This is a genomic window from Haloarcula pellucida (assembly GCF_014647235.1).
Classification (GTDB): Archaea; Halobacteriota; Halobacteria; order Halobacteriales; family Haloarculaceae; genus Haloarcula; species Haloarcula pellucida.
This window is the reverse complement of the sequence record NZ_BMOU01000001.1, coordinates 855,638-881,138: the sequence shown is the minus strand read 5'-3', so window position 1 is coordinate 881,138 and position 25,501 is coordinate 855,638. Positions and strand designations below refer to the sequence as shown.

19 protein-coding genes are annotated in these 25,501 nt (G+C 64.9%); 5 read left to right on the top strand and 14 right to left on the bottom strand.

Features of this window, described 5'->3' with window-relative positions; translation table 11 throughout:
- Positions 1–113: 113 nt before the first annotated feature.
- Complete coding sequence (locus IEY28_RS04560) at positions 114–1,190, bottom strand: TrmB family transcriptional regulator (RefSeq protein ID WP_188994945.1); 1,077 nt, start codon at positions 1,188–1,190, stop codon at positions 114–116.
- A 48-nt stretch (positions 1,191–1,238) separates the two neighbouring features.
- Complete coding sequence (locus IEY28_RS04555) at positions 1,239–2,228, bottom strand: aldo/keto reductase (protein WP_188994943.1); 990 nt, start codon at positions 2,226–2,228, stop codon at positions 1,239–1,241.
- Between the two features lie 103 nt (positions 2,229–2,331).
- Here IEY28_RS04555 and IEY28_RS04550 point away from each other — a divergent pair, with 103 nt between their 5' ends.
- Together IEY28_RS04550 and gfcR are read left to right on the top strand one after the other, a co-directional pair.
- Positions 2,332–3,132 carry a DUF8054 domain-containing protein gene (locus IEY28_RS04550; RefSeq protein WP_188994941.1) on the top strand — a complete coding sequence of 267 codons (801 nt, stop codon included), beginning with the start codon at positions 2,332–2,334 and terminating at the stop codon, positions 3,130–3,132.
- A gap of 302 nt (positions 3,133–3,434) precedes the next feature.
- On the top strand, positions 3,435–4,082 hold the full coding sequence (gfcR, locus tag IEY28_RS04545; RefSeq protein ID WP_188994939.1) for a transcriptional regulator GfcR: 648 nt from the start codon (positions 3,435–3,437) through the stop codon (positions 4,080–4,082).
- A 4-nt stretch (positions 4,083–4,086) separates the two neighbouring features.
- On the opposite strand, the gene IEY28_RS04540 is transcribed toward gfcR, so the two are convergent.
- From IEY28_RS04540 to IEY28_RS04510, 7 genes are all read right to left on the bottom strand, one after another.
- Positions 4,087–5,802: a glycoside hydrolase family 13 protein gene (locus tag IEY28_RS04540; protein WP_188994937.1), complete on the bottom strand. Its 1,716-nt coding sequence runs from the start codon at positions 5,800–5,802 to the stop codon at positions 4,087–4,089.
- A gap of 76 nt (positions 5,803–5,878) precedes the next feature.
- Positions 5,879–7,594 carry a glycoside hydrolase family 13 protein gene (locus IEY28_RS04535; protein ID WP_188994935.1) on the bottom strand — a complete coding sequence of 572 codons (1,716 nt, stop codon included), beginning with the start codon at positions 7,592–7,594 and terminating at the stop codon, positions 5,879–5,881.
- Between the two features lie 3 nt (positions 7,595–7,597).
- Positions 7,598–9,253, bottom strand: a complete 1,656-nt coding sequence (locus tag IEY28_RS04530; RefSeq protein ID WP_188994933.1) for a glycoside hydrolase family 13 protein — start codon at positions 9,251–9,253, stop codon at positions 7,598–7,600.
- Positions 9,254–9,386: 133 nt separating this feature from the next.
- Positions 9,387–10,466 carry a M24 family metallopeptidase gene (locus tag IEY28_RS04525; protein ID WP_188994931.1) on the bottom strand — a complete coding sequence of 360 codons (1,080 nt, stop codon included), beginning with the start codon at positions 10,464–10,466 and terminating at the stop codon, positions 9,387–9,389.
- A 94-nt stretch (positions 10,467–10,560) separates the two neighbouring features.
- Positions 10,561–11,670: a Gfo/Idh/MocA family protein gene (locus IEY28_RS04520; RefSeq protein WP_188994928.1), complete on the bottom strand. Its 1,110-nt coding sequence runs from the start codon at positions 11,668–11,670 to the stop codon at positions 10,561–10,563.
- Positions 11,671–11,679: 9 nt separating this feature from the next.
- Entirely contained in the window at positions 11,680–12,648 is a 969-nt protein-coding gene (locus IEY28_RS04515; protein WP_188994926.1) for a sugar phosphate isomerase/epimerase family protein, read from the bottom strand.
- 41 nt (positions 12,649–12,689) lie between these two features.
- On the bottom strand, positions 12,690–14,174 hold the full coding sequence (locus IEY28_RS04510) for a methyl-accepting chemotaxis protein (RefSeq protein WP_188994925.1): 1,485 nt from the start codon (positions 14,172–14,174) through the stop codon (positions 12,690–12,692).
- A gap of 102 nt (positions 14,175–14,276) precedes the next feature.
- Between IEY28_RS04510 and IEY28_RS04505 the strand changes: the two genes are divergently transcribed.
- The 3 genes from IEY28_RS04505 to IEY28_RS04495 all read left to right on the top strand — a co-directional run bounded on the left by IEY28_RS04505 (position 14,277) and on the right by IEY28_RS04495 (position 19,769).
- Positions 14,277–15,473, top strand: a complete 1,197-nt coding sequence (locus IEY28_RS04505) for an ABC transporter substrate-binding protein (RefSeq protein ID WP_188994923.1) — start codon at positions 14,277–14,279, stop codon at positions 15,471–15,473.
- A gap of 50 nt (positions 15,474–15,523) precedes the next feature.
- Positions 15,524–16,774 (top strand): mandelate racemase/muconate lactonizing enzyme family protein, encoded by a 1,251-nt coding sequence (locus IEY28_RS04500; RefSeq protein WP_166970000.1) that lies wholly within the window; start codon positions 15,524–15,526, stop codon positions 16,772–16,774.
- A gap of 148 nt (positions 16,775–16,922) precedes the next feature.
- Complete coding sequence (locus IEY28_RS04495) at positions 16,923–19,769, top strand: PAS domain S-box protein (RefSeq protein ID WP_188994921.1); 2,847 nt, start codon at positions 16,923–16,925, stop codon at positions 19,767–19,769.
- Between the two features lie 29 nt (positions 19,770–19,798).
- On the opposite strand, the gene IEY28_RS04490 is transcribed toward IEY28_RS04495, so the two are convergent.
- From IEY28_RS04490 to IEY28_RS04470, 5 genes are all read right to left on the bottom strand, one after another.
- The gene (locus IEY28_RS04490; RefSeq protein ID WP_188994919.1) at positions 19,799–20,707 is read right to left on the bottom strand and encodes an NmrA/HSCARG family protein; all 909 of its coding nucleotides are present in this window, start codon (positions 20,705–20,707) and stop codon (positions 19,799–19,801) included.
- An 89-nt stretch (positions 20,708–20,796) separates the two neighbouring features.
- The gene (locus tag IEY28_RS04485; RefSeq protein ID WP_188994917.1) at positions 20,797–22,365 is read right to left on the bottom strand and encodes an AMP-binding protein; all 1,569 of its coding nucleotides are present in this window, start codon (positions 22,363–22,365) and stop codon (positions 20,797–20,799) included.
- Positions 22,358–23,158: an alpha/beta fold hydrolase gene (locus tag IEY28_RS04480; protein ID WP_188994915.1), complete on the bottom strand. Its 801-nt coding sequence runs from the start codon at positions 23,156–23,158 to the stop codon at positions 22,358–22,360. Before IEY28_RS04480 ends, IEY28_RS04485 begins: the two co-directional genes overlap by 8 nt.
- A gap of 55 nt (positions 23,159–23,213) precedes the next feature.
- Positions 23,214–24,227: a 3-oxoacyl-ACP synthase gene (locus IEY28_RS04475; RefSeq protein ID WP_188994913.1), complete on the bottom strand. Its 1,014-nt coding sequence runs from the start codon at positions 24,225–24,227 to the stop codon at positions 23,214–23,216.
- Positions 24,224–25,426, bottom strand: coding sequence for a branched-chain amino acid ABC transporter permease (locus IEY28_RS04470; RefSeq protein WP_396275515.1), 1,203 nt, complete (start codon positions 25,424–25,426; stop codon positions 24,224–24,226). The genes IEY28_RS04475 and IEY28_RS04470 overlap by 4 nt, the downstream gene beginning before the upstream one ends.
- Between the last annotated feature and the right edge of the window lie 75 nt (positions 25,427–25,501).

The window sequence follows — 25,501 nt, the reverse complement described above, 5'->3', positions numbered from 1 at the left end:
GCCACCAATGTAAACGTTCGGTAATGCCAAACAATGATTTGTGATTCCAGCGAGATCAAACGCGTAAACTGAGGTACTATTTATTCGGTGCCGGTTCGACCGATAGGGAGCCACTACTCGAACTCGACGCTCTCGACGGTAATCTCGTCGATCTCGATTTGCTCGAGGACGGCACCCCACCCCCCGATATCGTACGTCTCGCCGTCGACGTCCAGCGTGGCGCTGATTCGTCCAGCGAGTTGGGCCAACGGGACTGGCTCCGTCTGTCCGAGGGAACTCCCGGTGTAGTCGACGTCGGTGATATAGCCGGTCAACTCCACCTCGGCTTTCGTGTCCGTTTCGTGTCCGCGTACTGTCGCTTTGATAGACGCCCCTTCCTGTAAGAGTGGGTCGATGTCTCGGACGGCGTGCCGGAGGTCGACGTAGGTCGTCGGCGTCTCGGGAGTCCGCTCGGTGTGGAGGGTGTCCCAGATCTCCCAGAGGCAGGTGAGGAAAAACCAGTGGAAGAGGTAGGTGTGGGACCGGTCGTTCACGAGGACGCCGTACTCGTTGACCGAGTGTCTGTGGGGTGCGAAACAGGTCCACGTGCGGTCGACGAGAACGAGGAACGGTGACGGGATGTCACGGTGTCGCGCCTCCGTACACGCACCCGCTATGTCGGCCACGTCTGGGATCTCGTCGTCGGGTTCGGTACAGATACTCAGTTTGATGTTGACGCCGCGCTCGTAGGCGTCTCGCAGTTCGGGTCGGAGTTCGTAGAACTGCGCCGGAGCCACGCCCAGTTGTATCTGGTTCTCCGCCGCCCCGATGAGTTCGCGGGCGCGGTTGAGGACCGTATCGAACCGCTTGACGATACTGACCTCGTGGTCGGATATTTCGGGTTGGTTCCAGCGGTCCTCTATGGTCTCCGCGGCGTCGAGGTACTTGTTCGACCGAGAGCGGAGGTCTTCGAGTACGCCGTCGGGGTTGCGGGCACGAGCGGAGAGGCTGTCCTGCTGGAACGTCTCGATGTAGTCTTTCGACTCGAGGTCACGGAGGACGTCGTAGATTCGGGGGTCCGGCACGTCACACGACTCCGCGACGTCCGTCGCCGAGGCCGTCCCGAGTTCGAGTAAGGTCACGTACGCCTCGGCCTGATAGGGGGAGAGCCCGGCGTCCTCCAGTATCGATGTCAGTTCTTCGTCGTCCATGGGTGTATAGCGCGTCTGTGTTCGGGTAGGGTGTCCATCGGAATGCTCTCAGTCCTTGCCTTCCACAGGCCATTGAGGGTACTTCGGCCCTTCGATACGAGCGAGTTCGTCCGCAGCGAGGTCGATATCGACCGCGGAGACGTTCTCCTCGAGGTGGTCCATTTTCCGAGGACCGATTATCGGGGCGTCGACGACGTCCTTGTGCAGAAGCCAAGCCAGACTGACCTGTGCGGGCGTCGCGTCCTTCTCGTCGGCGATAGCCCGTATCTCGTCTAACACCGCCCAGTTCTCCTCGGTGAACCGGTTGGCGGTGTACTCGTCCTCGCTCGCGCGCCCGGACGTCGGCGCGTTGTCGCGGTCGTACTTGTCCGCGAGGAACCCACCGGCAAGCGGCGACCACGGGACGACGCCGACGCCTTCCTCGGCACACACCGGCAGGAGATTCGCTTCCTCGTGTCTGTCGACGGCGTTGTACTCCGGTTGCATACAGACGAACCGCTCGTAGTCCTCGATGTCTGCCGTGTACAGCGCTTTCTGGAACTGCCAGTTGGCCATCGTGCTCGCGCCGATGTACCGGACGTACCCCTCGTCGACGAGATAACTGAGTGCGTCGAGTGTCTCTTCTATCGGGGTGTCGTCGTCCCAACGGTGTATCTGATAGAGGTCGATGTAGTCGACGCCCAGTCGGTCCATGCTCTCGTGACACTGGTCGATGACGTGCTTCTTCGAGAGGCCGCCGCCGTTCGGGCCGTCGAACATATCGAAGTACACCTTCGTCGCCAGAACGAGTTCCGACCGTCGGCGGGAGTCGACGACGCTCCCGACGATCTCCTCGCTCTCGCCCGCGGAGTAAGCGTTGGCCGTGTCGACGAAGTTGATACCGAGGTCGAGTGCCCGTTCGAGTATCGCTCGACTCCGGTCGACGTCGTCGAGCATCCACGGTTCACTGCTGCCGAAGTTCATCGTCCCGAGACAGAGTTCGGAGACCTCCAGTCCCGTCGAACCCAGCGTCGTGTACGACATCTCCGCGTCGCTCATGTGATCATCTAACAACACCTGTTGTTAAAAAGTTTAGTGGGTAGTACCAAGCCTATCCGCCTGAAGAGAAGGCTAATACAGTGGGGCCGATAGGGTTCTGGTGATGGCCGAACTGGACTCGCTCCGCGAACCTGACTACACCGGATCGAACAGATGCTGGCCGTGTACGCTCGTAAACGTGCTCCTCCTCGCGCTCTTCGTCCTCTGGTTGCGCGTCCGGAACCGGCGGCTGATGGGTCTCACCGTCGCGACGCTGGGTGTCGCGGGGATATACCTCCGCGGGTACGTCGTCCCGTACACGCCGCAGTTCGCCCCCCGACTCGTCGCCGCCTCGCCCCTCCCGAACGACCTGTTCTACGACGCCGGCGTCGACACACCCGAGGCGGAGCGACCGTCGCTGACCGAGACTGACCTCGACGGGGAGACGGTGCTGTCGGAACTCGCGACGGCCGGCGTCGTCGAGTCCGACGGCGAGATACTGCTGTTGACCGACGCCGTCGACGCGGCGTGGCACGAGGAGATGGATCGCCTGTCGGCCCTGTCGCTGTCGGCCCTCGCGGCGGAGACGCGCCGAACCCTTGCTACCGTCTCCGAGGCGGACACCTTCACCGACGGGGCCGAGTGGGTCGTCCTCGGCGGCGAACTGGTCGGTCGGCCCGTCGTCGTCGCCGAACTGGCCGCGTACCGCGTCCTCGACGAGTACGTCGACGACGAGTCCGTTCGACTGGCCGGGGCACAGTCGTTCCGGATGTTCCTCGACGAGTGTCCGATGTGTGAGACCGCGCTGGTAGAGTCCTCGGAAGTCTCCTGCTGTGGCGGCTACACGAAACCGAACCAATCGCCCGACGAGACGCTCGTCTGTCCGGAGTGCGAGCAACGGCTCTTTACGTTCCCGAGTGAGTGAGCGGTCGAAAATCGGCGGGAGCGTCCCGCCTGCGCGTCGACTGGTGACAACCATGCTTGCCGGTCTGACAACCGGGTTGGTGGGTGGTGGTCGGCCGGGCGTGCGACGGTGGTGGGAAGTGAGCGCGTCGTGGTGCGATGGCGACCACGGTCGCCCTCTGTGGTGCCGTCTGCGCCGTTCGGCCACGAACGACGGGTACGACCCAGCCACTACACTCTAACAACGACTGTTGTAAAAACATTTCGGCGGGCAAATCGGCCGAGAGCATTGCCTATTAAGTCGTGCCACTCGGAGTGTCCTGTATGAAGAACATCGACGACCTCGTCGACAGCGCCGCCGACCTTGCCGAGCGCGGCCTGTCGAAAGGCGAAATCGCCGACGAACTGAACGTCTCCCGGGAGACCGCCAGTTGGTTGGTCGAGCGTAGCGGGACCGGGACGACGCCAACGAGCACGACGGCGAGCGGTCCCCACGACATCCACGTCGACTGGTCGGCCGTCGGCCGCGACAGCAACCGACTCCACCACGTCGGGTGTGCGATGGCCGACCTGCTCTCGAAGCAGGGCGACGACGTGGATCTGACCATCGGCATCGAGAAGGCGGGCGCGCCGCTGGCGACGACGGTGGCCCGAGAACTCGACACCGACCTCGGCACGTACGCCCCGACCAAACACCAGTGGGACGACGACGACAGCGGCACCAGCGACGGGACGTTCTCCCGGAACTTCGCGCAGATCCGCGGTCGAGACTGCTACGTCGTCGACGACACGATAACGAGCGGCAACACGATGACCGAGACGGTCGACGCGATTCGCGAACAGGGCGGCAACCCCGTCGCCTGCGTCGTCCTCGCGGATAAGCGCGGTATCGAAGACATCCGCGGCGTTCCGGTCTACTCGCTCCTGCAGGTCATCCGCGTAGGCAGCGACGACGAGGCAGCAGAAGAGTAGCCGGTCAGCCGAGGTCGTAGATTCGCGCCTCGTAGGGCCGGAGCGTCGTCTCGTCTGCCGTCTGTCCGTCGTAGTTGCCAAACAGTACCGGGCTGTCGACGCCGTCGATACCCGCGACGTCCCGCTTTTCGGCCTGCCAGTTCAGTACCACCAGTACCGAGTCTTCGCCCAGCGTCCGCCGGTGGGCCCAGACGTTCGGGTACTCGTCGTCGGGCAGGACGTACGCCGTGTCGCCGTAGACGAGGACGTCCGACTCGGATCTGTGGTCGAGGAGTCGCCGGTAGTAGTGAAAGATGGAGTCCGGGTCGGCCATCGCTCGCTCGACGTTGACGCGGTCGTAGTCGTCGTTGACCTGAATCCACGGGTCGCCGTCGGTGAACCCGGCGTTCTCGGCGTCGTCCCACTGCATCGGGGTTCGGGCGTTGTCACGCGAGCGGTTCCGGACGAACGGTGCGATCGTCTCGTAGGGCACGTCGTATTCGTCGGTCAGGATGTCGACCTGCCCGCGGGCCTCGACGTCCCGGATGTCGTCTCTGTCCCAGTCGGTGTTGGTCATCCCGATCTCGTCACCCTGATAGAGAAACGGGGTCGCTCGCTGGGTCAGCAGGAAGGTGGCGACGAGCGTCGCCGACTCGCGGTGGTACTCGTGGTCGTCGCCGAACCGAGAGACGGCCCGGGTCTGGTCGTGACTACCCATGTAGAGGCAGTTCCACTCGTCGCCGACGCCCTCGTCCCAGTGGCGGATGGCCTCCTGTAGGTCCGCGAGGGCCATCGTGTTCAGCATCTCGTCGAGTTCCTCGTCGCTGGCGCTCGCGAGCGTCTCCACACCCACGTAGTCGGGGCTCCACTTCCCGCCCGGGCCGTAGGTGACGTCCATGTGGTCGAAGTAGACCACCACGTCGACGCCGTCCTCGTAGTACTGCTTTGCCTCCTCCGGGTCGGCACCGGGCGTCTCGCCGATGAGCATGACGTCGTAGTTCTCGTACGTCTCGGCGGCCATCTCCTGCATGAACTCGTGGATTCGCGGCCCGTTGAAGTACAGGTCCATGTCGAACCAGTCCGCGCCGGTGTCGGCGTCCGGCAGGCCGTGCGGTTTCGAGATGCAGGAGATGGCGTCCATCCGGAAGCCGTCGATGCCCTTCTCCAACCAGAAGGTCATCATGTCGTAGATAGCCTCGCGGACGTCGGGGTTCTCCCAGTTGAGGTCCGGTTGCTTCTCGTCGAAGAGGTGGAGATACCACGCCTCGCGTCGCTCGTCGTACGTCCACGCCGGGCCGCCGAACAGCGAAATCCAGTTGTTCGGCGGTTCGTCCGGGCCGCCGTCGCGCCAGATGTACCAGTCGTCCTTCCCGCCATCGGGGTCACGGGACTCGACGAACCACGCGTGCTCGTCGGAGGTGTGGTTGACGACGAGGTCCATCACGAGTTTCATGTCCCGGTCGTGGACGTCGTCGAGGAGGCCTTCCCAGTCGGCCATCGTCCCCATCTCGTCCATGATCGAGCGATAGTCACGGATGTCGTAGCCCATGTCGGCGTTCGGAGAGTCATAGACCGGACAGAGCCACACCACGTCGACGCCCAGTTCGTCGAAGTAGTCGGCGCGCTCTCGAATCCCCGGTATGTCACCGAGACCGTCGCCGTCGCTGTCGTTGAAGCTACGGGGGTAAACCTGATAGACGGACGCCTCTTTCCACCACGCGCGGTCGACGTCAGGACTCATCGCTGGAGTGGGTGTGATTGTGTATCATGTGCCGTGTCCGTACTGATAGTGGAGTGGCGCCCCGAAAAAACTGCGCTCAGTCGAGTCGATAGATCCGCGCCTCGTACGGCGCGAGCGAGACGGTGTCGGGGGCGTCGTCCGCACGGTCGTAGTTCGACAGGAGGAGCGTCGCCTCGTCGTACTCGACGGGCAGTTCGACGGTCGGTCGCTCGTCGAAGAAGTTGAGCACGACGAGGACCTGTTCGGTGTCGCCGTTCTCGGTCATCGTGCGCGTGTACGCGTAAACGGACTCGTGATCGGGCAGCAGGTCGTCGTACGCCCCGTAGACGAGGACGTCCTTGCGCTCGCGCAGGTCGACGAGGTCACGGTAGTAGTTCAACACGGAGTCGTCGTCGGCCTCTGCCGCTTCGACGTTCACCTCGTCGTGGTTCGGGTTGACCTGAATCCACGGGTCGCCGTCGGTGAACCCGGCGTTCTCGGCGTCGTCCCACTGCATCGGGGTGCGGGCGTTGTCACGCGAACGGTAGGCGACGACGTCTTGTACGTCCTCGTAGCTCTCGTGGCCCGCTGATTCGATGAGTTCCCGCGCGTGGTTGATCGCATCGACGTCGCGCATCTGGTCCATCGACTCCCACGGGGCGTTGGTCATGCCGAGTTCCTGCCCCTGATAGATGTAGGGCGTTCCACAGAGCGTGAGCATGAAGGTACCGAGCAGTTTCGCGGATTCACGGCGGTAGTTGACCGGGTCGCCGTAGCGGGAGACGACGCGTGGCTGGTCGTGGTTCTCCCAGTACAGGGCGTTCCACCCCTCGTCTTGCAGGCCGTTCTGCCAGCGGCCGATTATCTCCTTGAGTTCGGTCAGGTCCCACTCGCCGACGGCCCAGCGCTCGTCGCCGTCGTAGTCGAGTTTCGTGTGCTGGAAGTGAAATGCCATGTCGAGTGGCCCGTCGGCGTCGGCGTACTCTCTGGCCTCCTCGACGGTCAACTGGGGCATCTCGCCGACGGTCATGATGTCGTAGTTCGAGAGGACTTGCTCGTCCATCGCCGCCAGATACTCGGTCATCTCTGGGCCGTCGATGAAGTGCTCGGAGCCGACCCACTCGCTGTCGGGGTCGCCGTCCGGTAGTCCGTCGACCTTCGAGAGGAGGTTGATGACGTCCATCCGGAAGCCGTCGATGCCCTTCTCCAGCCACCACTCGATGGTGTCGAAGACGTCCTGTCGGACGTCCTCGTTCGACCAGTCGAGGTCTGGCTGGGAGGTGTCGTAGAGGTGGAGGTAGTACGCCTCGCGTTCCTCGTCGTACTCCCACGCAGACCCGCCGAAAAAGGACTCCCAGTTGTTCGGCAGGTCGTCTCCGTCACCCTCGCGCCAGATGTAGTACTCCTCGTACTCCGGGTTGCCCTGCCGGGACTCGACGAACCACTCGTGGTCTCTGGAAGTGTGGTTGACGACGAGGTCCATGATGAGCTTCATGTCCCGGTCGTGGACCTCCTCCAGCAACGTCTCCCAGTCCTCCATCGTCCCGAACTCCTCGTAGATGGCCTGATAGTCGCTGATGTCGTAGCCGTTGTCCTCCTGCGGAGAGTCGTAGACGGGGTTGAGCCAGATGACGTCGACGCCGAGCGACGCGACGTAGTCGAGTCGGTCGACCAAGCCCTGCAGGTCGCCGACGCCGTCGCCGTCGCTGTCGTTGAAGCTTCGCGGGTACACCTGGTAGACGACCGCTTCTTTCCACCAGGCTCGTTCGTCGTCCGATACGGTGTCGTCGGGTTGTGTCCGTTGGATAGCCATGATTCAGGTAAGGGAGTGAACGCGTGCCTCGTAGGGCCGCAACGTCAGGTTTGCGTCGGTCACGGTCGGGGCGTCGTCGTAGTTCGCGACGAGGAGGTCGCTGGTCCGGGCCGCATCGTCTATTGTTACGCTCGTCTCGGTGGCAGAGAAGTTCAGCGTGACGAGGACGGCCTCGCCGTCGAGTTCCATCCGGTAGGCCCAGACGGACTCGTGATCGGGGAGGTGGAGGGTGTACTCGCCGTAGACGAACACCTCGTTGTCCTCGCGAAGGTCGACGAGGTCGCGGTAGTAGTTGAGGATAGAGTCGTCGTCGGCCTCGGCGGCGGCGACGTTGATGGCCTCGTAGTTGGGGTTGACCGAGAGCCACGGGTCGCCGTCGGTGAACCCGGCGTTCTCGGAGTCGTCCCACTGCATCGGGGTGCGGGCGTTGTCACGCGAACGGTCCCGGACGATGTCTGCGACCTCCTCGAACTCGTCTATCTCGCCGGCCTCGATGGCCTCCTCGACCTTGCCGATGGACTGGAGGTCGTCGAGTTCGTCGAGACTGCGCCACGGGTAGTTGGTCATCCCTATCTCCTGGCCCTGATAGACGTAGGGCGTCCCGGAGAGGGTAAACAGCAACGTCCCGAGGAGTTTGCCGGACTCGCGGCGGTACTCGCCGTCGTCGGCGAACCGCGAGACGATGCGCGGTTGGTCGTGGTTGGTGAGGTACAGCGAGTTCCAGCCGTCCAGTTCGGTCTGCCAGTGGGACATGACGGCCTTGAGGTCGGTGAGGTCCCACTCCGCCGGCGAGAGCCACTTCTCGCCCATGTCGACGTGCATGTGTTCGAAGTGAAACACCATGTCCATCGGCCCCTCCTCGGAGACGTAGTCGCTGGCCGTCTCGACGTCGATGTCGACGCACTCGCCGACGGTCATCGTGTCGTAGTCGTCGTAGGTCGCTTCGGCCATCTCTTCGAGGTACTCCTGGGCGTTCGGCCCGTCGGCGAAGTGTTCGATGCCGACCCAGTCCTGCGAGGGGTCGCCGTCCGGTAGCCCCTCCGGCTTCGAGATGAGGTTGATGACGTCCATCCGGAAGCCGTCGATTCCCTTCTCCAGCCACCAGTTCATCATCTCGTAGACGTCCGCCCGGACGGCCTCGACGTCCCAGTCGAGGTCGGCCTGCGTCTCGTCGAACAGGTGGAGGTACTGCATCCCGACCTCCTCGTCGAACTCCCAGGCTGACCCGCCGAACCCGCTCTTCCAGTTGTTCGGCGGCGTCTCGCCCTCGCGCCAGAAGTAGTACTCGCGGTACCCGTCCTCGTCTCGCCGGGACTGCTCGAACCACTCGTGCTCCGTCGAGGTGTGGTTGACCACGAGGTCCATGATGAGCTTCATGTCCCGGTCGTGGACCTCCTCCAGCAACGTCTCCCAGTCGGCCATGGTGCCGTACTCTTCGTGGATGGCCCGGTAGTCACTGATGTCGTAGCCGTTGTCTGCCTGTGGGGATTCGTAGACGGGGTTGAGCCAGATGACGTCGACGCCGAGCGATGCGACGTGGTCTAACTTATCGATGATCCCTTGCAGGTCACCGACGCCGTCGCCGTCGCTATCGTTGAAACTCCGCGGATAGATCTGGTAGACGACCGCCTCTTTCCACCACGTGCGCCGCTCGTCCATAGTACCACAGGCTAGTCTAATCCGACACTTAAATCTATGCTTTGTACAACAACGGGTGTTGTAAACAGTTTCTCCGTCCGTGGCTTCTGGCCCGAATAGCCCCGCTACAGCGGACAGAGGGCCGCTCGTACGGTTACCGTTCGAGGACGCCGTGTCGCTCCAGTTCGAGGTCGTCGTCGACCGCCTCGACCGTGACCGACGGCCAGTCGCCGGTCGTCGAGAGCGTCTCCACGCCGGCACCGGTGACGAGGTGGGTATCTTCGCTCTTTGCCCCCTGTACCGTCGGGTTCCACGCGTAGGCCTGCGGCAGGACGACGGGCGCTTCGCTTTCCGGCGTCGCTATCCACTCCCGTCCGGCGAACCCCGCGGCACCGCCCTGATGGTGGTTCCGCCACTCGCCGTCCCACCCGACGGCGTCGTACGCCGTCTGGAGCGCCGCGAAGACGTCACCCGCCGTGCCGCCGGCGGACCCGACGGCCCGTGTCGCGGCCAGTGCCGTCGCCTCGACGCGCATCGCCGCTCGCGTCCGGTCTTCGAGCCACTCCGGCGGGTCGAACGCGACTGTCCGGGTACAACTCGTGTACAGGCCGTCGCGTTCTGCCGTCACCGAGAGCAGGGCGTAGGACCCCAGTTCCTCGTCTTTCGGCGTGTAGTGTCGGTACCGCTGGGCGCGCTCCCCACCGCCGACGAGGGCGACCGGCGAGTCGATGTTTCGAGCAGCGAGTTCGCCGCGCAACTCTGCGGCGACCGCTTGTTCCGTGTCCGTCGCGGTAATCTCGCGCGCGACAGATTCGACCGCTTCGGCGGTCTCTTCGCTCAGGTCCCGGTACAGGTCGGTCTGTGCGTCGGTCAGCGGTTGCCGCAGCGCTGTCGCGGCCACGCGTTCGAACCCCGGAACGTCGAAGTCGGCGGCTGCCGGCGTCGGACTCACGGACGCGACTGTGTCGGCGAGGCCACCGTCGTACCACTGGAACGTCTCCACGTCGACGTCGTCGTCGAGTTCCTCGTCGCTAAGCCGCGGCGCTTCGATGTTGTCTGTCACCACGGTCACGCCGTCGCCGTCGTACCCTGCGGCCGCGACGCCGACGTCGCCCGCTCTATCGACGACGTTGTCGCCGCCGGTGAGCCAGGCGAAACTGTTCGGTCGTGCGAACCACACGGCTTCGAGTCCTTCGTCGGCCAGGTACGCGTCGAGACGTGAGTGCTCGGACATACCGCTCCAACCGAAGGCGGAGAGTAAAAATGGATGGGGCCACCTGCGAGCGAAGCGTCAGGCCGACCGCCGTCCGTACCTCGTCGTGGCCGGGTCAGGCCACGTCGACCCACTCGCCGCTGGCGTCGCTCCGTTCGACGGCGTCCAGTACTCGCTGGACGGCCAGTCCGTCGGCGAAACTGGGCTCGTAGGCGACGTCCTCGGCGACCGCCGAGAGGAACTCGTAGTTCTCGTGGACGAACGTGTGTTCCCACCCGATGACGTGGCCCGGCGGCCACCAGTGTTCGATGTATGGGTCCTCGGCCTCGGTCATCAGGATGGTCTCGAAGCCACGGCCGTCCTCGCGCAACAGTTCCAGTTCGTTCAGCCGTTCGAGCGAGAAGCGGAGGCTGCCCTTCGTCCCCTCTATCTCTATGGTGTGGTCGTTCTTGTGGCCGTTGGCGAATCGCGAGGCTTCCAGCGTCCCCATCACGCCGTTCTCGAAGGCCACCTGTGCCGAGTACGCGTCGTCGACCGTGACCGGGCGCGTCTCGCTCCCGTCTTCGACGGGACGCTCCTCTACGAACGTCCGCAGGTGCCCGCTGACGCGCTCTACGTCGCCGACGAGGAACCGCGCTAAGTCCACCGTGTGCGCGCCCAAATCACCGAGCGCACCGCTGCCGGCCAACTCTTCGTCGTTGCGCCACGACCACGGCGCTTCCGGGTCGGTCAGCCAGTCCTGTAGGTACCGCCCGCGGAAGTGCCGAATCTCGCCTAACTCCCCTGCGTCGATGAGGTTCTTCGCGTACTGGATGGCCGGGATGAACCGGTAGTTGAACGCGACACCCGCCGGTACGTCCGCGCCCGCGGCGGCCGCTGCCATCGACTCCGCACCGTCTAACGTCGGCGCGAGCGGCTTCTCGCAGAAGACCGGCGTGCCGGCCTCCAGCGCCGCGATGGACGGTTCGGCGTGGACGTGATTCGGCCCCAGATTGTAGAACACGTCCACGTCGTCTATCACCTCGCGCCAGTCGGTCGCCGTCCGCGCGAACCCGAGGCTATCTGCGGCGTCTTCGAGCGCTTCTTGGTCGCGCCCGACCAACACGTCGCGGTTGAGTTCCGGCGCGTCCTCGAAGAACATGGGGAGGCGCGCGAACGCGTTCGCGTGCGCCTTGCCCATGAAGCGATACCCCAGTACGCCGATGTCGAGTGGTTCAGTTGTCATTGGTCGTAGTTATTCCGCCCAGTAGGCGTCGCCGGGTTGCGTTTCGAAGACCGCGCGGTCGAGTACGTCGACGGCTTTCTCTAGCCCTTCGCGGGCGCTGGTGAGCGAGTCCTCGTGTTCGATGGAGAGCGCGCCGTCGTAGCCGACCATCCGCAGGGTCGAGACGACGTCTTTCCAGTGTTGTTCGCCGTGACCGTAGCCGATGGAGCGAAACAGCCACGACCGGTCCGCTTCCTCGGTGTAGCCGGTCGTGTCGAGGACGCCCTTCTCGCGGGCGTTCTCTTCGTAGACTTTGGTGTCTTTGGCGTGGAAGTGGTGGATGGCGTCGTGGTCGCCGAGCAGTCGGATGGCGGCGGTGACGTCGATGCCCTGCCAGTAGAGGTGCGAGGGGTCGAAGTTCGCGCCGATGTACTCGTTGGTCGCCTCCCTGAGTTCGAGCATTCCGTGTGGCTCGTAGACGAGCATGTTGGGGTGCATCTCGATGGCGACGTCGACGTCGTGGGCGGCGGCGTGGTCGGCGAGGTCGGTCCAGTACTCGACGGCGACCTCCCACTGGTACTCGTGGGCGTCGGCGTGTTCGCCGGGCCACGGCGCGGTCACCCAGTTGGGCACTTCGTCGTTGGGTCCGCCGGCCGGGAGTCCGGAGAAGCAGGTGACCGCGTCGACGCCCAACTGGTCGGCCAGTTCGATGGCCTCCCGCAGTTCCGTGTCCGCCTCGGCCGCCCGCTCCTCGTCGGGGTGGAGCGGGTTGTTGTGGGTCGCCAACGCGCTCACGTCCATCCCGTGTTCGTCGAGCAGTTCGTGGAGGTCGGCCTGTGCGTCCTCGTCGCCGAGGTACTCCTCGCGCGGGAGATGGTCGTCACCAGGGAACCCGCCACAGCCGAGTTCCACCGCTCCGACGCCGATGTCGTCGAGATAGGACAGTGCATCCGAGAGCGGTCGGTCACCGAGTGGGACAGTCAAGACACCGATTTGCATACGGCGATTTACAACCGGTGTTGCGATAAAAATTCGGGGGCTCAGTCGGCCGTCTCGTACCGGTCGAACAGCGTGCTGAGTTGCTGTGCGCGCATGGTGAGCATCCGGACGTTGACGTACATCTCGCCGAGTGCGAGGTTCTGCTCTTCGGCGATGGCGGCGACGTGTTCGGCCTCCTCGACGTTCTTGCGGGAGGTCTTTGCCACGTCGTCGGCGATGGAGGCGACCTCCTCGGAGGTGGCCGCCTGATCGTCGGTGGCGTTGCTGATCTCCTTGACGCCGGAACTGGTCTCCTGAACGTGTTCCATGATCGATTCGAGGGCTTCCAGTCCCTCGTCGACGGCTTCCTGTCCGTCCTCGACGGAGTCCTGCATCTCGGTTATCTCGTCGACGGCGTCCTCGGTCTGCTCTTGGATGTCCTCGATACGGTTTTCTATCTGGTTCGTGGCGTCTTTGGTCTCCTCGGCGAGCGATTTCACCTCGTCGGCGACGACGCCGAAGCCGTTGTTCTCGGCCCCGGAGGAGGCGTGTGCGGCCTCGATCGAGGCGTTGAGCGCGAGGATGTTCGTCTGCTCGGCGATGTTGTCGATGAGGTCGACGATATTCCCGACCTCCTCCATCTGGTCGTCGAGCGTCTGGACCGTCTCGACGACGTCGTCGGTCTGGTCGACGGTCGTCGCCATGGTCTCGTGGGCCTCTCGGCCCGCCTCGATACCTTCGACGGTCCGCTTTTCGGTCTTCTTGGCCATCTCCGTGACCTCGTTCGAGGAGGCGGCTATCTCCTCGATGGTCGCGGACATGTCGGACATCTCCTGACTGATCGTCGAGATCTGCTGGTGCTGTTCGTGGAACACGTCCGCGATCTCCTGGACGGTCCCGGCGACGCTCTCGGAGGCCTCTTTGACCGCGTCGGTCGCGGCAGACACCTGCTCTGACGAGCCGGCGACGTCCTCGGAGAACTCACTCGCCGTGTCGATAGTCTGTTCGAAGGCGTCCGCAAGCTCGTTGAACTCCCGTGCGAGGTCGTTAAGCGAGGCCGAGGGTGTCTCGGCGTCCATCCGCTGTCGGAGGTCGCCTTCGCTTGCCGCATCGAGCGTCTGACAGCAGGCGTCGAGATAGCCGTTCAGGTCGTCGACCGTCACGCTCCCCGCGCCCGCGACGCCACCGTCAGCCAGCGGTGCTAGCTGCGTGCCCGCCGTCGGCGGGCCCTGCTCGCGGCGTTTGGCCCGCGCCGAGGCCAGATCGACGACGAGTTCGTCCCGGAGTATTCGCGTCCGCTCCAGTTCGTCTTCGAGACGGTCACGCTCGCGTTCCAGCGCGTCCCGGTCGGTCGCGATACGTTCGTGTTCGGCCTGCACGTATCGAACAGAGTAGACTGCCGTCGTGCCGCCGACGACGAACCCCGCTCCAGAGAGAACCGGTATCAGCTCGGTCGGTGCGAACCCGAACACGAGTACCTGAAATAACGCGTGGCCGAACTGTCCCACCACGGCCAGCGCCACGCCCCGTTGTTGCCAGTCAACCATACGACTCCTTTTGAGATGGGGGATATAAATCATCATGCCTGAAAAATCACGAATGAGAACGGGCGGGGAAATTTCTTAACGACTCGATAGCGACGGGATGGTATGTCACGTTCTACGTCCATCGGTGGGGGCGAAAGCGGTGAGTTGCTACACCGGTTGGTCGGTGGCGACGGCGGCGCGGCACTCGACGCGTTGTTCGAGGGGTTCAGCCAGCGACATCCGGACGTCTCGATGAACGACGTCGCGGACGAGAACCTGAGTCTGGAGGTCAAGAGTCGCATCCTCAAGGAGAGTCCGCCGGACGTCTGGATGGAGTGGCCGGGCAAGAACCTCAAACCGTACGAGGACGCTTCCGTTCTGGGGGACGTCACGGCCGTCTGGGAGGACAGCGACATGGAGCAGTACTACCTCGACGGCCCACGAGAGGCCGCGACGTTCGACGGCACGTACCGTGCGGTGCCGCTGAACATCCACCGCATCAACAACCTCTTTTACGACGTGCGGCAAGCGGAGGAACTGGGACTCGACCCCGCCACTATCGACAGTCCGCGCGCGTTCGCGGAGGAACTCCGGCGCATCGACGCCGAAACCGACCACACCGGGATGCTGTTCCCGATGAAGAACCCGTGGACGGTCCTCCAGATGTGGGAGACGGTGTTGCTGGGCGAACACGGCCACGAGACGTTCCGCGGCGTCACGGACGACGCCGCGGCGGCCCACCGTCGAGCGATCGTCGACGCCCTCGACATCGTCAGACAGTACGCCGAAGTGGCGACCGAGGACAAACTCTATCTGTCGCTAACGGACGCCAACGAGCGGTTCGTCGACGGCGAGTCCGTCTTCTTCCATCAGGGCGACTGGGCGGCCGGAGCGTACACCGAGTCCGCGCAGTTCGACTACGGAACCCACTGGGACCACGTGCCGTTCCCCGGGACCGACGGCCTGTACGCGATGAACATGGACGCGGTCATCGCCGCTAACGCGACCGACAACCCGGAGACTGTCTCGACGTTCCTCTCCTACGTTGGCTCTGCCGACGGTCAGAAGCGGTTCAATCAGAAGAAGGGATCCATCCCACCCCGTACCGACGTGGACACGTCCGCGTTCACGCCGTTCCTGCAGGAACAGCAGACCGCGTTCCAGCAGTCGACGGCGCAACCGCTGTCGATAACCCACGGACTGGGCGTCCGTCCGGATCAACTCATCGAACTCAAGACGGCCATGTCGTCGTTCGTCTCGTCGTGGGACCCCGAAGCCGTCGCCGACGAAGTCGTCGCCGCGCTGGACACGTCCGCGTAGTCGGAACCGATTCCTCTACACTTTTGTAACGGGCCTAGCAAGCCACCACCATGGGATTGGCGAACGACGTAGACTACGCTGACCTGCACGACCCCAACGCTGAGTATACGATGCGCGAACTCTCCTCGGAGACGATGGGCGTCACGGCGAAACGCGGCGGTGGCCGCGACGTCGAGATTACGGACGTCCAGACGACGATGGTCGACGGGAACTTCCCGTGGACGCTCGTGCGCATCTACACCGACGCCGGTATCGTGGGTACCGGCGAGGCCTACTGGGGAGCCGGTGTCCCGGAACTCATCGAGCGCATGAAGCCGTTCGTGGTGGGCGAGAACCCACTCGACATCGACCGCCTCTACGAACACCTCATCCAGAAGATGTCCGGCGAGGGTTCCGTCGAGGGCGTCACCGTCACCGCCATCGCGGGCATCGAGGTCGCACTCCACGACCTCGCCGGGAAGATTCTGGAGATTCCGGCCTACCAGCTCCTCGGTGGCAAGTACCGCGACGAGATGCGCGTCTACTGTGACTGTCACACCGAGGAGGAGGCCGACGCCGAGGCTTGCGCCGACGAGGCAGAGCGCGTCGTCGAGGAACTGGGCTACGACGCCCTCAAATTCGACCTCGACGTGCCCAGCGGGCTGGAGAAGGACCGAGCGAACCGTCACCTCCGCCCGGGCGAGATCCGCCACAAAGCCGAGATCGTCGAGAAGGTCACCGAACGCGTCAAGGACCGCGCCGACGTGGCCTTCGACTGTCACTGGACGTTCTCCGGTGGCTCCGGAAAGCGTCTGGCCGACGCCATCGAGGAGTACGACGTCTGGTGGCTCGAAGACCCCGTCCCGCCGGAGAACCTCGAAGTGCAGGAGGAGGTCACGAAGTCGACGACGACGCCCATCACCGTCGGTGAGAACCGCTACCGCGTGACCGAGGAGCGCCGCCTCATCGAGAATCAGGCGGTCGACATGATCGCGCCCGACATGCCGAAGGTCGGCGGGATGCGTGAGACCCGGAAAGTCGCAGACGTCGCCAACCAGTACTACATCCCGGTGGCGATGCACAACGTCTCCTCGCCCATCGCGACGATGGCGAGCGCTCACGTCGGCGCCGCCGTGCCGAACTCGCTGGCCGTCGAGTACCACTCCTACGAACTCGGCTGGTGGGAGGACCTCGTCGAGGAGGACGTCATCGAAGGTGGCTACATCGAGATTCCCGAAGAGCCGGGTCTCGGCCTCACCCTCGACATGGACGCCGTCGAGGAACACATGGTCGACGGCGACACCCTCTTCGACGAGGCGTAACGGCCGCTTCGACCCGTTTCTGCGTCGCTCTTTCGACCGCTGTGTACCCGGACGACTGCTGTGTCCCGGACCTGTTCGTCGTCACTCCCGAATATCACATAATAAAATGTGACGATAGCTACTTGTTCACTCAAATGTACTATGTGGCATGGCTGACGGGGTTCCCGTCCTCTACGTGAACGACGACGCCCAACTCGCGGAGTCGACGGCTGAACGTCTCGAACGGACCGATGAGCGGCTTTCCGTCCGAACGGCGACGACCGTATCCGGGGGGATGGCAGTACTCGATGCGGCCACTATCGACTGTGTCGTCTCGGCGTTCGAGATGGCAAATCGCGACGGATTGGAATTCCTCGATGCGGTTCGTACGACGTATCCCGATCTTCCGTTCGTCCTGTTCGCCGCCGACGGGTCCGAGGCGGTGGCGAGCGAGGCGATGACAATGGGTGCAACGGCCTATCTACGGAACCAGGGCGGCAGCGAACGCTACGAGGTGCTGTCAGATCGCATACGGACCGCCGTCGAGAAGCACCGGGCTGCTCGGCGAGCGGCGGAGCAAGAGCGTGTGAGCCGTGTGATGCGGGGGATCAATCGGGCGCTGGTCCGTACCGACTCACGAGAGGCGATAGAGCGCCGCGTCTGTGAGTTACTCAGCGACGCGGAGCCGTACCGGTTCGCGTGGGTGGGTCGGCACGACCCCGAGACTGAGACCATCGAACCGACGAACTGGGCGGGGGTCGATGCCTCGTATCTCGACGGCGTGACGATCACTGTCGACGAGACGCCGACCGGACAGGGTCCGGCAGGCAGAGCGTTCAGAACGGGGCAGATAGCCGTCTCGCAGGACATCCGTAGCGACCCCGCATTCGAACCGTGGCGAGAGGATGCACTGACCTACGGGTTCCGAGCCGTCGCCGCGATCCCGTTGTCGTACGAGGGGACCTGCTACGGCCTCCTCGCCGTCTACGCCGACCGGCCGAGCGCCTTCGACGATTCGGAACGGACGCTCCTGTCCGAACTCGGGGACGACATCGCACACGCGATACAGGCACAGCAGACACGGACGGAACTCGAACGGACGACCACGCGTCTGGAAAGCCTCTTCGACAACTCGCCGGACATGATCGCGGTTCACGACGCCGAGGGAACCATCGTCGATGCGAATCCCACGCTCTGCGAGGAGTTGGGGTACACCAAGTCGGAACTCGTCGGAATGTCCGTCTGGGACATCGACGTAAACGTCGAGGTAGACGAGGCCAACCGCATCTGGGAGCGCCTCGACGACGGCGACCGGTTCGAACTGGAGACGAAGTTCCGTCGTCGCGATGGCACTACGTTCCCCGCAGAAGTCCACATCCGCCGCGCACAGGTCGGTGGAGAGGTGCAGTTCGTAGTGAACAGCAGGGACATCTCCGACCACAAGGCCCGACAGCAACAACTCGAAGCGCGCTCTACGGCCCTCGCATCGACCACCGACGGTATGGCGATTTTAGACGCGAACGACGAGTACGTCTTCGTCAATCAGGCCCACGCAGAGGTGTACGGCTACGATGACCCGGCGGCGTTCCTCGGCGAGAGTTGGCGGATGTGCTACTCGGAGACAGAAATAGAGCGGCTCGGACGCGAGGTGCTCCCCGAATTCCGCGAGTCGGGCGAGTGGTTGGGCGAGGCCACCGGTGTTCGAGCGGACGGTGAGACGTTCCCACAGGAGGTGTCGTTGACGCGTCTCGACGACGGCGGACTCGTCTGTGTCGTCCGAGACGTGACCGAACGGAAAGAACAGGTAGAGAAACTCGAACTAATCCAGCGGCGGACGCGAGCGCTGATGGCGACCCAGACAGCCGAACGGAGCGCGCAGGTCGCCGTCCAGACGGCGCGGGAAGTCATCGGCGCCGAGATTACCGGCTACCACGCCCTCAGTGAGGACGGGCAGCGATTGACGCTCGTCACCGACGCGGACTGTGTTCGGGGGGGTATCGACGAAGCACCCGAATACGAGCGTGACAGCGACGACCCCGTCGCATCGGTCGTCTGGGAGGTGTTCGAGGGTTCGGACCCGCTCTACGTCGAGGATACCGACGACGACGACCGGTTGGCGGGAAACACGCCGGCGGGCAGTGGCATAATCTATCCCGTGACAGACTACGGTGTGTTCATCGTCTCTGCGGCAAGGACGGACGCCTTCAGTGAGACGGACAGGGCCATCCTCGACATCCTCGTGTCGACGCTCACGGTCGCGCTCCAGCGCGTCGAACGCGAGTCGCTCCTTCGTGAGCGAGAGTCGGAACTCACTCGACAGAACAAGCGATTGGAGGAGTTCGCGAGCGTCGTCAGCCACGACCTTCGGAATCCGCTCAGCGTCCTCGAAGGCTCGCTGGAACTGGCCGAGGCGACCGGTGACACAGAACACTTCGAACGAGGCAAGCGTGCGCTCGCGCGGATGGACCAACTGATCGAAGAGCTACTCTCGATGGCCCGGAGCGGCCAGAGCATCGACGAGACGGAACCGGTCGACGTCGACAGACTCGTCACCGCCTGCTGGCAGAACGTCGCGACCGGTGCGGCCACGCTCCACGCCGACGCGACCGGCCGTATCTACGCTTCCGAGAGTCGGTTCAAACAACTGCTGGAGAACCTCTTCGGCAACAGCGTGGAGCATGGCTCGACGGGCAGTCAGACGGCGTCCGACGACAGTGTGGAACGCGGTCGTTCGGCCGTCGAAGACGCCGACACCGTCGGTGAGTCGGTGACTGTCCGAGTCGGGCCGCTGGACGACGGGACGGGCTTCTACGTCGAGGACGACGGGCCGGGCATATCCCCGGACGAACGCCAGCGGGTGTTCGAGAGCGGCTACTCGAACAGTCCCGACGGTACCGGGTTCGGACTCGCCATCGTCGACCGCATCGCCGACGCCCACGGGTGGGACGTGACCCTCTCCGAGAGCGCCGAGGGCGGGGCGAGGTTCGAAATAGCTGGCGTCGAGCGCGTCGAGTGAGGTCGACGTCGAGACGGGGCCGAGGGTACCTACGATGCCTTGACCCACCCGGGCACTTGGTCCATCTCGGACTTGTCCTCCCACCCGTGGGCACGGAGGTAGGTTTCGAGGTCGGCGAACTCGAAGCCGAACGTCGCTTCGAGCGCCGCCACGTCGGCGTCGTAGCCGACCTCGTTGAACCACTCGCACATGACGGCGAACTCCTCGCCGAACTGAGCGGCGGCCTCGTCGATGGGGACGTGATACGCCTCGACGTCGAGGCCAGACACCTCGGAGACGAGTGCGGCGGTCTCGTCGAGCGTCTTCTCGTCGCCAGCCAGTTCGTAGCGCTCGCCGACGAACTCGTCCGGCCGTTCGAAGGCGACGGCCGCGGCGTGGCCGACGTCGGCCACGTCGACCATCTGCAACCCCACGCCCGCTTCGAGGGGGAACGCGAGCGTCCGGTCCTCGACGATGCTCTCGACGAACCCCTCCAGGTTCTGGTAGAAGAACGTCGGTTGGAGGACCGTCATCGGGAGTCCGCGGTCCCGCGCGTACTGCTCTATCTCCCACGCGGATTCGAAGTGCGGGATGCCGGTGTCACGCTCGTGGCCGCCCACGCCGCTGAAGACGAACTGCTCGACGCCCTCTTCGGCGGCCACGTCGGCGAGGTTCTGGCCCTGCTGGACCTGTCCGTCGTACCCCTCGGTCCAGAAGTTGGTGACGGCGAAGACGCCGTCGACGGCCGCGACGTGGTCGCGGAAGCTCTCGGGGCCGTAGAGGTCCCCCTCGACCATCGTCACGCCCCGGGCCGCGAGTGCGCGCGCGGCGTCACTGTCTGTGTCTCTGGTCAGTCCGTACACCTCGAAGTCGGTGTCGGCGGCGAGGAGGTGGTCAACGACCGCGCCGCCCTGATTCCCGGTCGCACCGACGACGAGGACGCTCGACACTGAAACCATAGTCAGCTAACACTTCGGCGCCGGTCGGTATGAGTGTACCCGATACTCGACGTAACTGGGTGGTGTCGCTGTCACCGGGTAACGGGACCTCACTCGCCGAACCGCTCGGTGACGGCCTGCCGGTCTATCTTGTCGGGGCCGCTCGTCGGCATCTCGTCGACGAACGCGAGGTGATGAGGATGTTTGAACCGCGCGAGGCGACCGTCGAGGAACGAGCGCAGGGCGTCTAGCGAGAACGCCGCCACGCCCGGCGTCAGTTCGACCACGGCTTTTCCGACCTGCCCCCACTGGTCGTCGGAGACGGGGACGACCACGCACTCGGCGACGGCGTCGTAGTCGGCGATGGCGTCTTCGACTTCCGCCGGATAGACGTTCTCGCCGCCGCTGACGAACAGATCTTTCTTTCGCCCCTCGATGTGGTAGTAGCCGTCCTCGTCGACACGAGCGAGGTCACCCGTCGCGACCCACCCGCTTCCGAACGTCGCCTCGGTCTCGTCGGGATTGTCGAGGTAGCCGGCGGCGGCGTGGGGCGAGCGCAGTTGGAGTTCCCCGATGGCGCCGGTCTCGACTGCCTCGCCGTCCTCGACGACTCGCGCGGCGACGTGCATCGCCGGTGTCCCGACGGCGTCGGCCTTCTCGCGGGGCCACCCCTCGGGCATCGCGAAGTTGTTCGGGCCGCACTCGGTGAGGCCATAGCCCTGCGAGAGGTCGATACCGCGGTCCCACCACGTTTCCATCACCGACTGACGACAGGGGCCGCCACCGGACTTAGCAACGCGGAGCGAAGAGAGATCGGTGTCCGCCCACCGCTCGTGGTCGGTCATCATCCGCAGGACTGCCGGCACCGCCACCAGCACCGACCCGCCTTCCTCGTCTATCACGCGGAGCAACTCGCCGGGGTCGAACTCCCGCGCGATGACGACGGTGCCACCCATGTGCCAGAGCGGGACCGTGATGACGTTCCATCCGCCCGTGTGAAACATCGGGAACACCATCGGCGTCACGTCGTCGTCGCGCAGCCCCCATGCCGTGATGGTGTTCAGCGAGTTCCAGACGACGCCGCGGTGGGTGATGACCGTCTCCTTCGGGGTCCCGGTCGACCCCCCGGTGTGGAGCAGCAGATGAGGGTCTTCGGGCGAGAGCGTGGCCGTCTCGACGGGTGAGTCGGGTGCCGGCAGGGACTCGGCGTAGGTCGGCGCGTCGACGTCGGCCCCGTCGCCTGCTCCGTCGCTCGCCTCGACAGCGAGCACGTCCGTATCGAGGCTGTCTGTCTCAGCCATCGCCCCGCGCACGTCGGCGAGGAACGGCGTCTCGACGACGAGCAGCGCGGGGTCGACGCGTTCGAGGAGTTCACCCAGTTCCGGCGGCGCGAGGCGATGTGAGAGCGGTGCGAGGACGCCGCCGGTCTTGCCCGTCGCAAAGAACAGGTCGACGACTTCGGGACGGTTGCGCGAGACGACGGCGACCCGACCGCCGTCTTCGACGCCGTGTTCCCGGAGGAGTCGCGCGGTCCGGTTCGCCCGGCGGTCGAGGTCGGCGTAGGTGAACCGAGCGCCCGTCGTCGCGTCTACGAGGCCGTCGCGGTCCGGCGTCAGGGCGGCCCGCTTCTCGCTCCACGCGCCCACCCACTCCTGCGGACCGCTGGCGAACTCAGACATCCTCTAAGAACTCCGTGAGGTAGTCGTTCACGTCCTCGGCACGTTCGACGAACAGGAGGTGGGGTGCGCCCTCTAGCCGATGGAACTCGGCGTCGGGTAGCCCCTCGGCTAGCAGTTCGCCGTTTTCGAGCGGCACGACGCGGTCGGCGGTGCCGTGGAGAACCAGCGCCGGAAGCCGAATCTCGTCGAGTCGGTCCGAGACGTCGAACTCGGCGACGGCCGCGCCCTGCAACTCTCTGGCCCGGTCGCTGGCGTCGCTGTCGAGTCGCCAGTCGACGATTCGCTCTATCAGGTCGGGGTTCTCGTCGGCGAACGCGTCCGTCAGGGCGGGGGCCATCTTGTGCCGGATAGCTTCCCGTTCGTCGTAGCCCTCGGGGACCTCGTACATCCGCGCCTGTGTCTCCTCGGGCACCGGAACGGCCTCGGGGCCACCCGGCGACGTACACATGAGCGTCAGCGACTCGGCGCGGTCGTCGTCTAACGCGAACTGCTGGGCTATCATCCCGCCCATGCTCGCGCCGACGACGTGTGCCGCGTCGACATCGGCGTCGTCCAGCACTGCCGAGAGGTCGCCCGCCATCTGCTCGACGGTGTACGGTCCCGCCGGTTCGCTAGACGCACCGGTGCCGCGGTTGTCCCAGAGAATCGTCTCGTAGTCGTCGACGGCGCGGCGGGTCCAGCGCCACATCCACCGACCGTAGCCCAGTCCCTCGACGAACACCACTGTCTCGGCGTCGACGGGTCCCGCCCGCTCGTAGGCGAGACGGACGCCGTCGTTGTACGCGTCTGGCATATCGTAGGATAGTCACGGAACCCCTTTCAAGGGAAACGTTACCATGTGAACGTCGTCAGGCACACCACTCCAGCACCGAGGCCGCCCACGTGTACCCGGTGCCGGCGGCGAGACAGAGGACGACGTCGCCGGCGGTGAGGTCGTCCCGCGCCTCGTCGAGCGCCAGCCCCTGGTCACAGCTCTGGACGTGGCCGTACTCGTCCAGATACAGGTGGTCGTCTGGCCCGAGGCCGAAGTTCTCACACAGCGTCTCGTGGAACGAGCGCTTCATGTGCGTGATGGCGGCGAAGTCGACGTCGGCTCGGTCGTAGCCCGAGCGGTCGAGCGCCTCGTCGGCCACCTGCCTGAAGTTCGGCAGACTCACCTCACCGAGGCGGCGTTTCATCCGCTCGTGGTCCGGGACGCGGAGCGCGTGGTCGCCGTTCGCGACCGAGTCCTCGCTCGGCGGTCGCCGCGTCCCGCCGGCTGGCATCACCACGTCCTCGCTGAAGCTACCGTCCGTCAGCGAGGCGCTCTCGCGGACGCGAGCGAGCGCGCGGTCGGGTGCGTCCGCCTCCAGTACTAGCGCCGTGGCACCGCTCCCGAAGTTGAACATGAACGAGGTGTCGGGGTCGTCGTAGTCGACGAGGTCCTCCTCGCGGCTGGCGGCGACGAGCAGGATTCGGTCCATCCCGGCGTCCGCATCGAGCAGTGCTCGGGCCTCCCGCAGAGCGACGGGCAGGCCGGCACACAGGGCGTAGCTCTCGGTGGCCGACGCGCCGTCCGCACCGAGGGTGTGGGCGACGGCCGCGGCGGCGTTCCAGACGACGTAGTCCTTGAACTCACTGCCGTGATAGCGCACCGCATCGAGTTCGTCGGGCCGGAGGGCCGCGTCAGCGAGGGCGTCCTCGGCGGCGGCGACGCACATCTCCGCGGGGTGGTCCTCGTCGGGCGGACAGACGTGTTTCTGCCTGACGCCCATCTTCTCGACGACTACCGCCTCGGGGATGTCGGTCCGAGCGGCGATGTCCGCGCCGGTGAGGACCACGTCCGGGAGGTACGTTCCGAGACCGGTGACGTGAACCGTCATTCCTCCTCCCCGGTCGCGTCGTCGGTGGTCGCGTTCGCGGTCGACCCGTCACCGAACCGCACAGCCGAGACGTGTGCGAGCTTTCCGCCGACGCGCTGTCGGACGGTTCCGAGCAGTCCGTCTGGGACGTAGAGGACGAACAGGACGAACACGATACCGATGTAGAGGCTCGCGTGGCCGTTGAGCAGGGTGTCGATGAGCGTCCCTAGGCTCGTGTTCCCCACGACGGGGGTCGACAGCGTCTCCTCGCCGAGACCGGCCCGGAGATAGGGGAGGAGGCCGCCGCCCTGCCCGGACTTCGAGAGGAACTCCCGGACAGTCTCGTCGAACAGACGGCCAAACAGCGGGCCGGCCAGCGTCCCGAACCCGCCGATGATGCTCGCCAGCAGGGCGTCACCGGTCGTCAGGAAGTAAAAGGAGTTCTCGGGGCTGGCAGAGCGGCGGAAGCCGGCGAACAGGCCGCCGGCGATGGCGGCGAAGAAGCCGCTGACCGCGAAGGCCGCCAGTTTGTAGCGATAGGTGTCGTAGCCGATGGCGACGGCGCGCTCCTCGTTCTCCCGGATGGCGATCATCACGCGACCGAACGGGGAGTGGATGATGCGCTGCATGGCGAAGTAACAGAGCAGGACCACCGCGCCGATGGCGTAGTAGGAGACGGCGGTGCCACCGAGCGTGTGGCCCAGCATCGTCACTTCGTCGCCGGTGAGGACGCCGATGGCGACGTTCAACTGGTCGACGCCGGGGACGCCTAGCTGGAACCCTTCGGAGTGGGTCGGCCCAACAGAGGGACCGTCCCGCGGGTTCCTCGCCACGTAGTCCCACCCGCGGATGAACACGTACAGCACCTGCGCGAAGCCGAGCGTAATCATGGCGAAGTAGACCCCCGAGAGGCGAAAGGAGACGAGGCCGACGACCAGCGCCAGCAGGACCGCCAGAAGACCGGCGACGAGCAGCGACACGACGAACGGCGTCCCCGGTCCGAGCAGCGGCACGGCCCCGTTCGCGACGAGGATGACCGTGTACGCGCCGGTGCCGTAGAACGCCGCGTGGCCGAAGGAGAGATAGCCGGTGTAGCCGCTGATGAAGTCGAACGACATCGCGAACAGACCGAAGTACAGGACGGCCGTCATCGTCTCCACGCCCGGCAGGAGAATCTCCGCCTCGTAGAGGCCCAGCGAGTTCGCGAGCAGGTGGTAGATGGAGGGGTACAGCGCCAGCAGCGACACTATCGCCAGATGTGGCACGTGCGCACGGAGGTAATCGGTCGGCCAGTC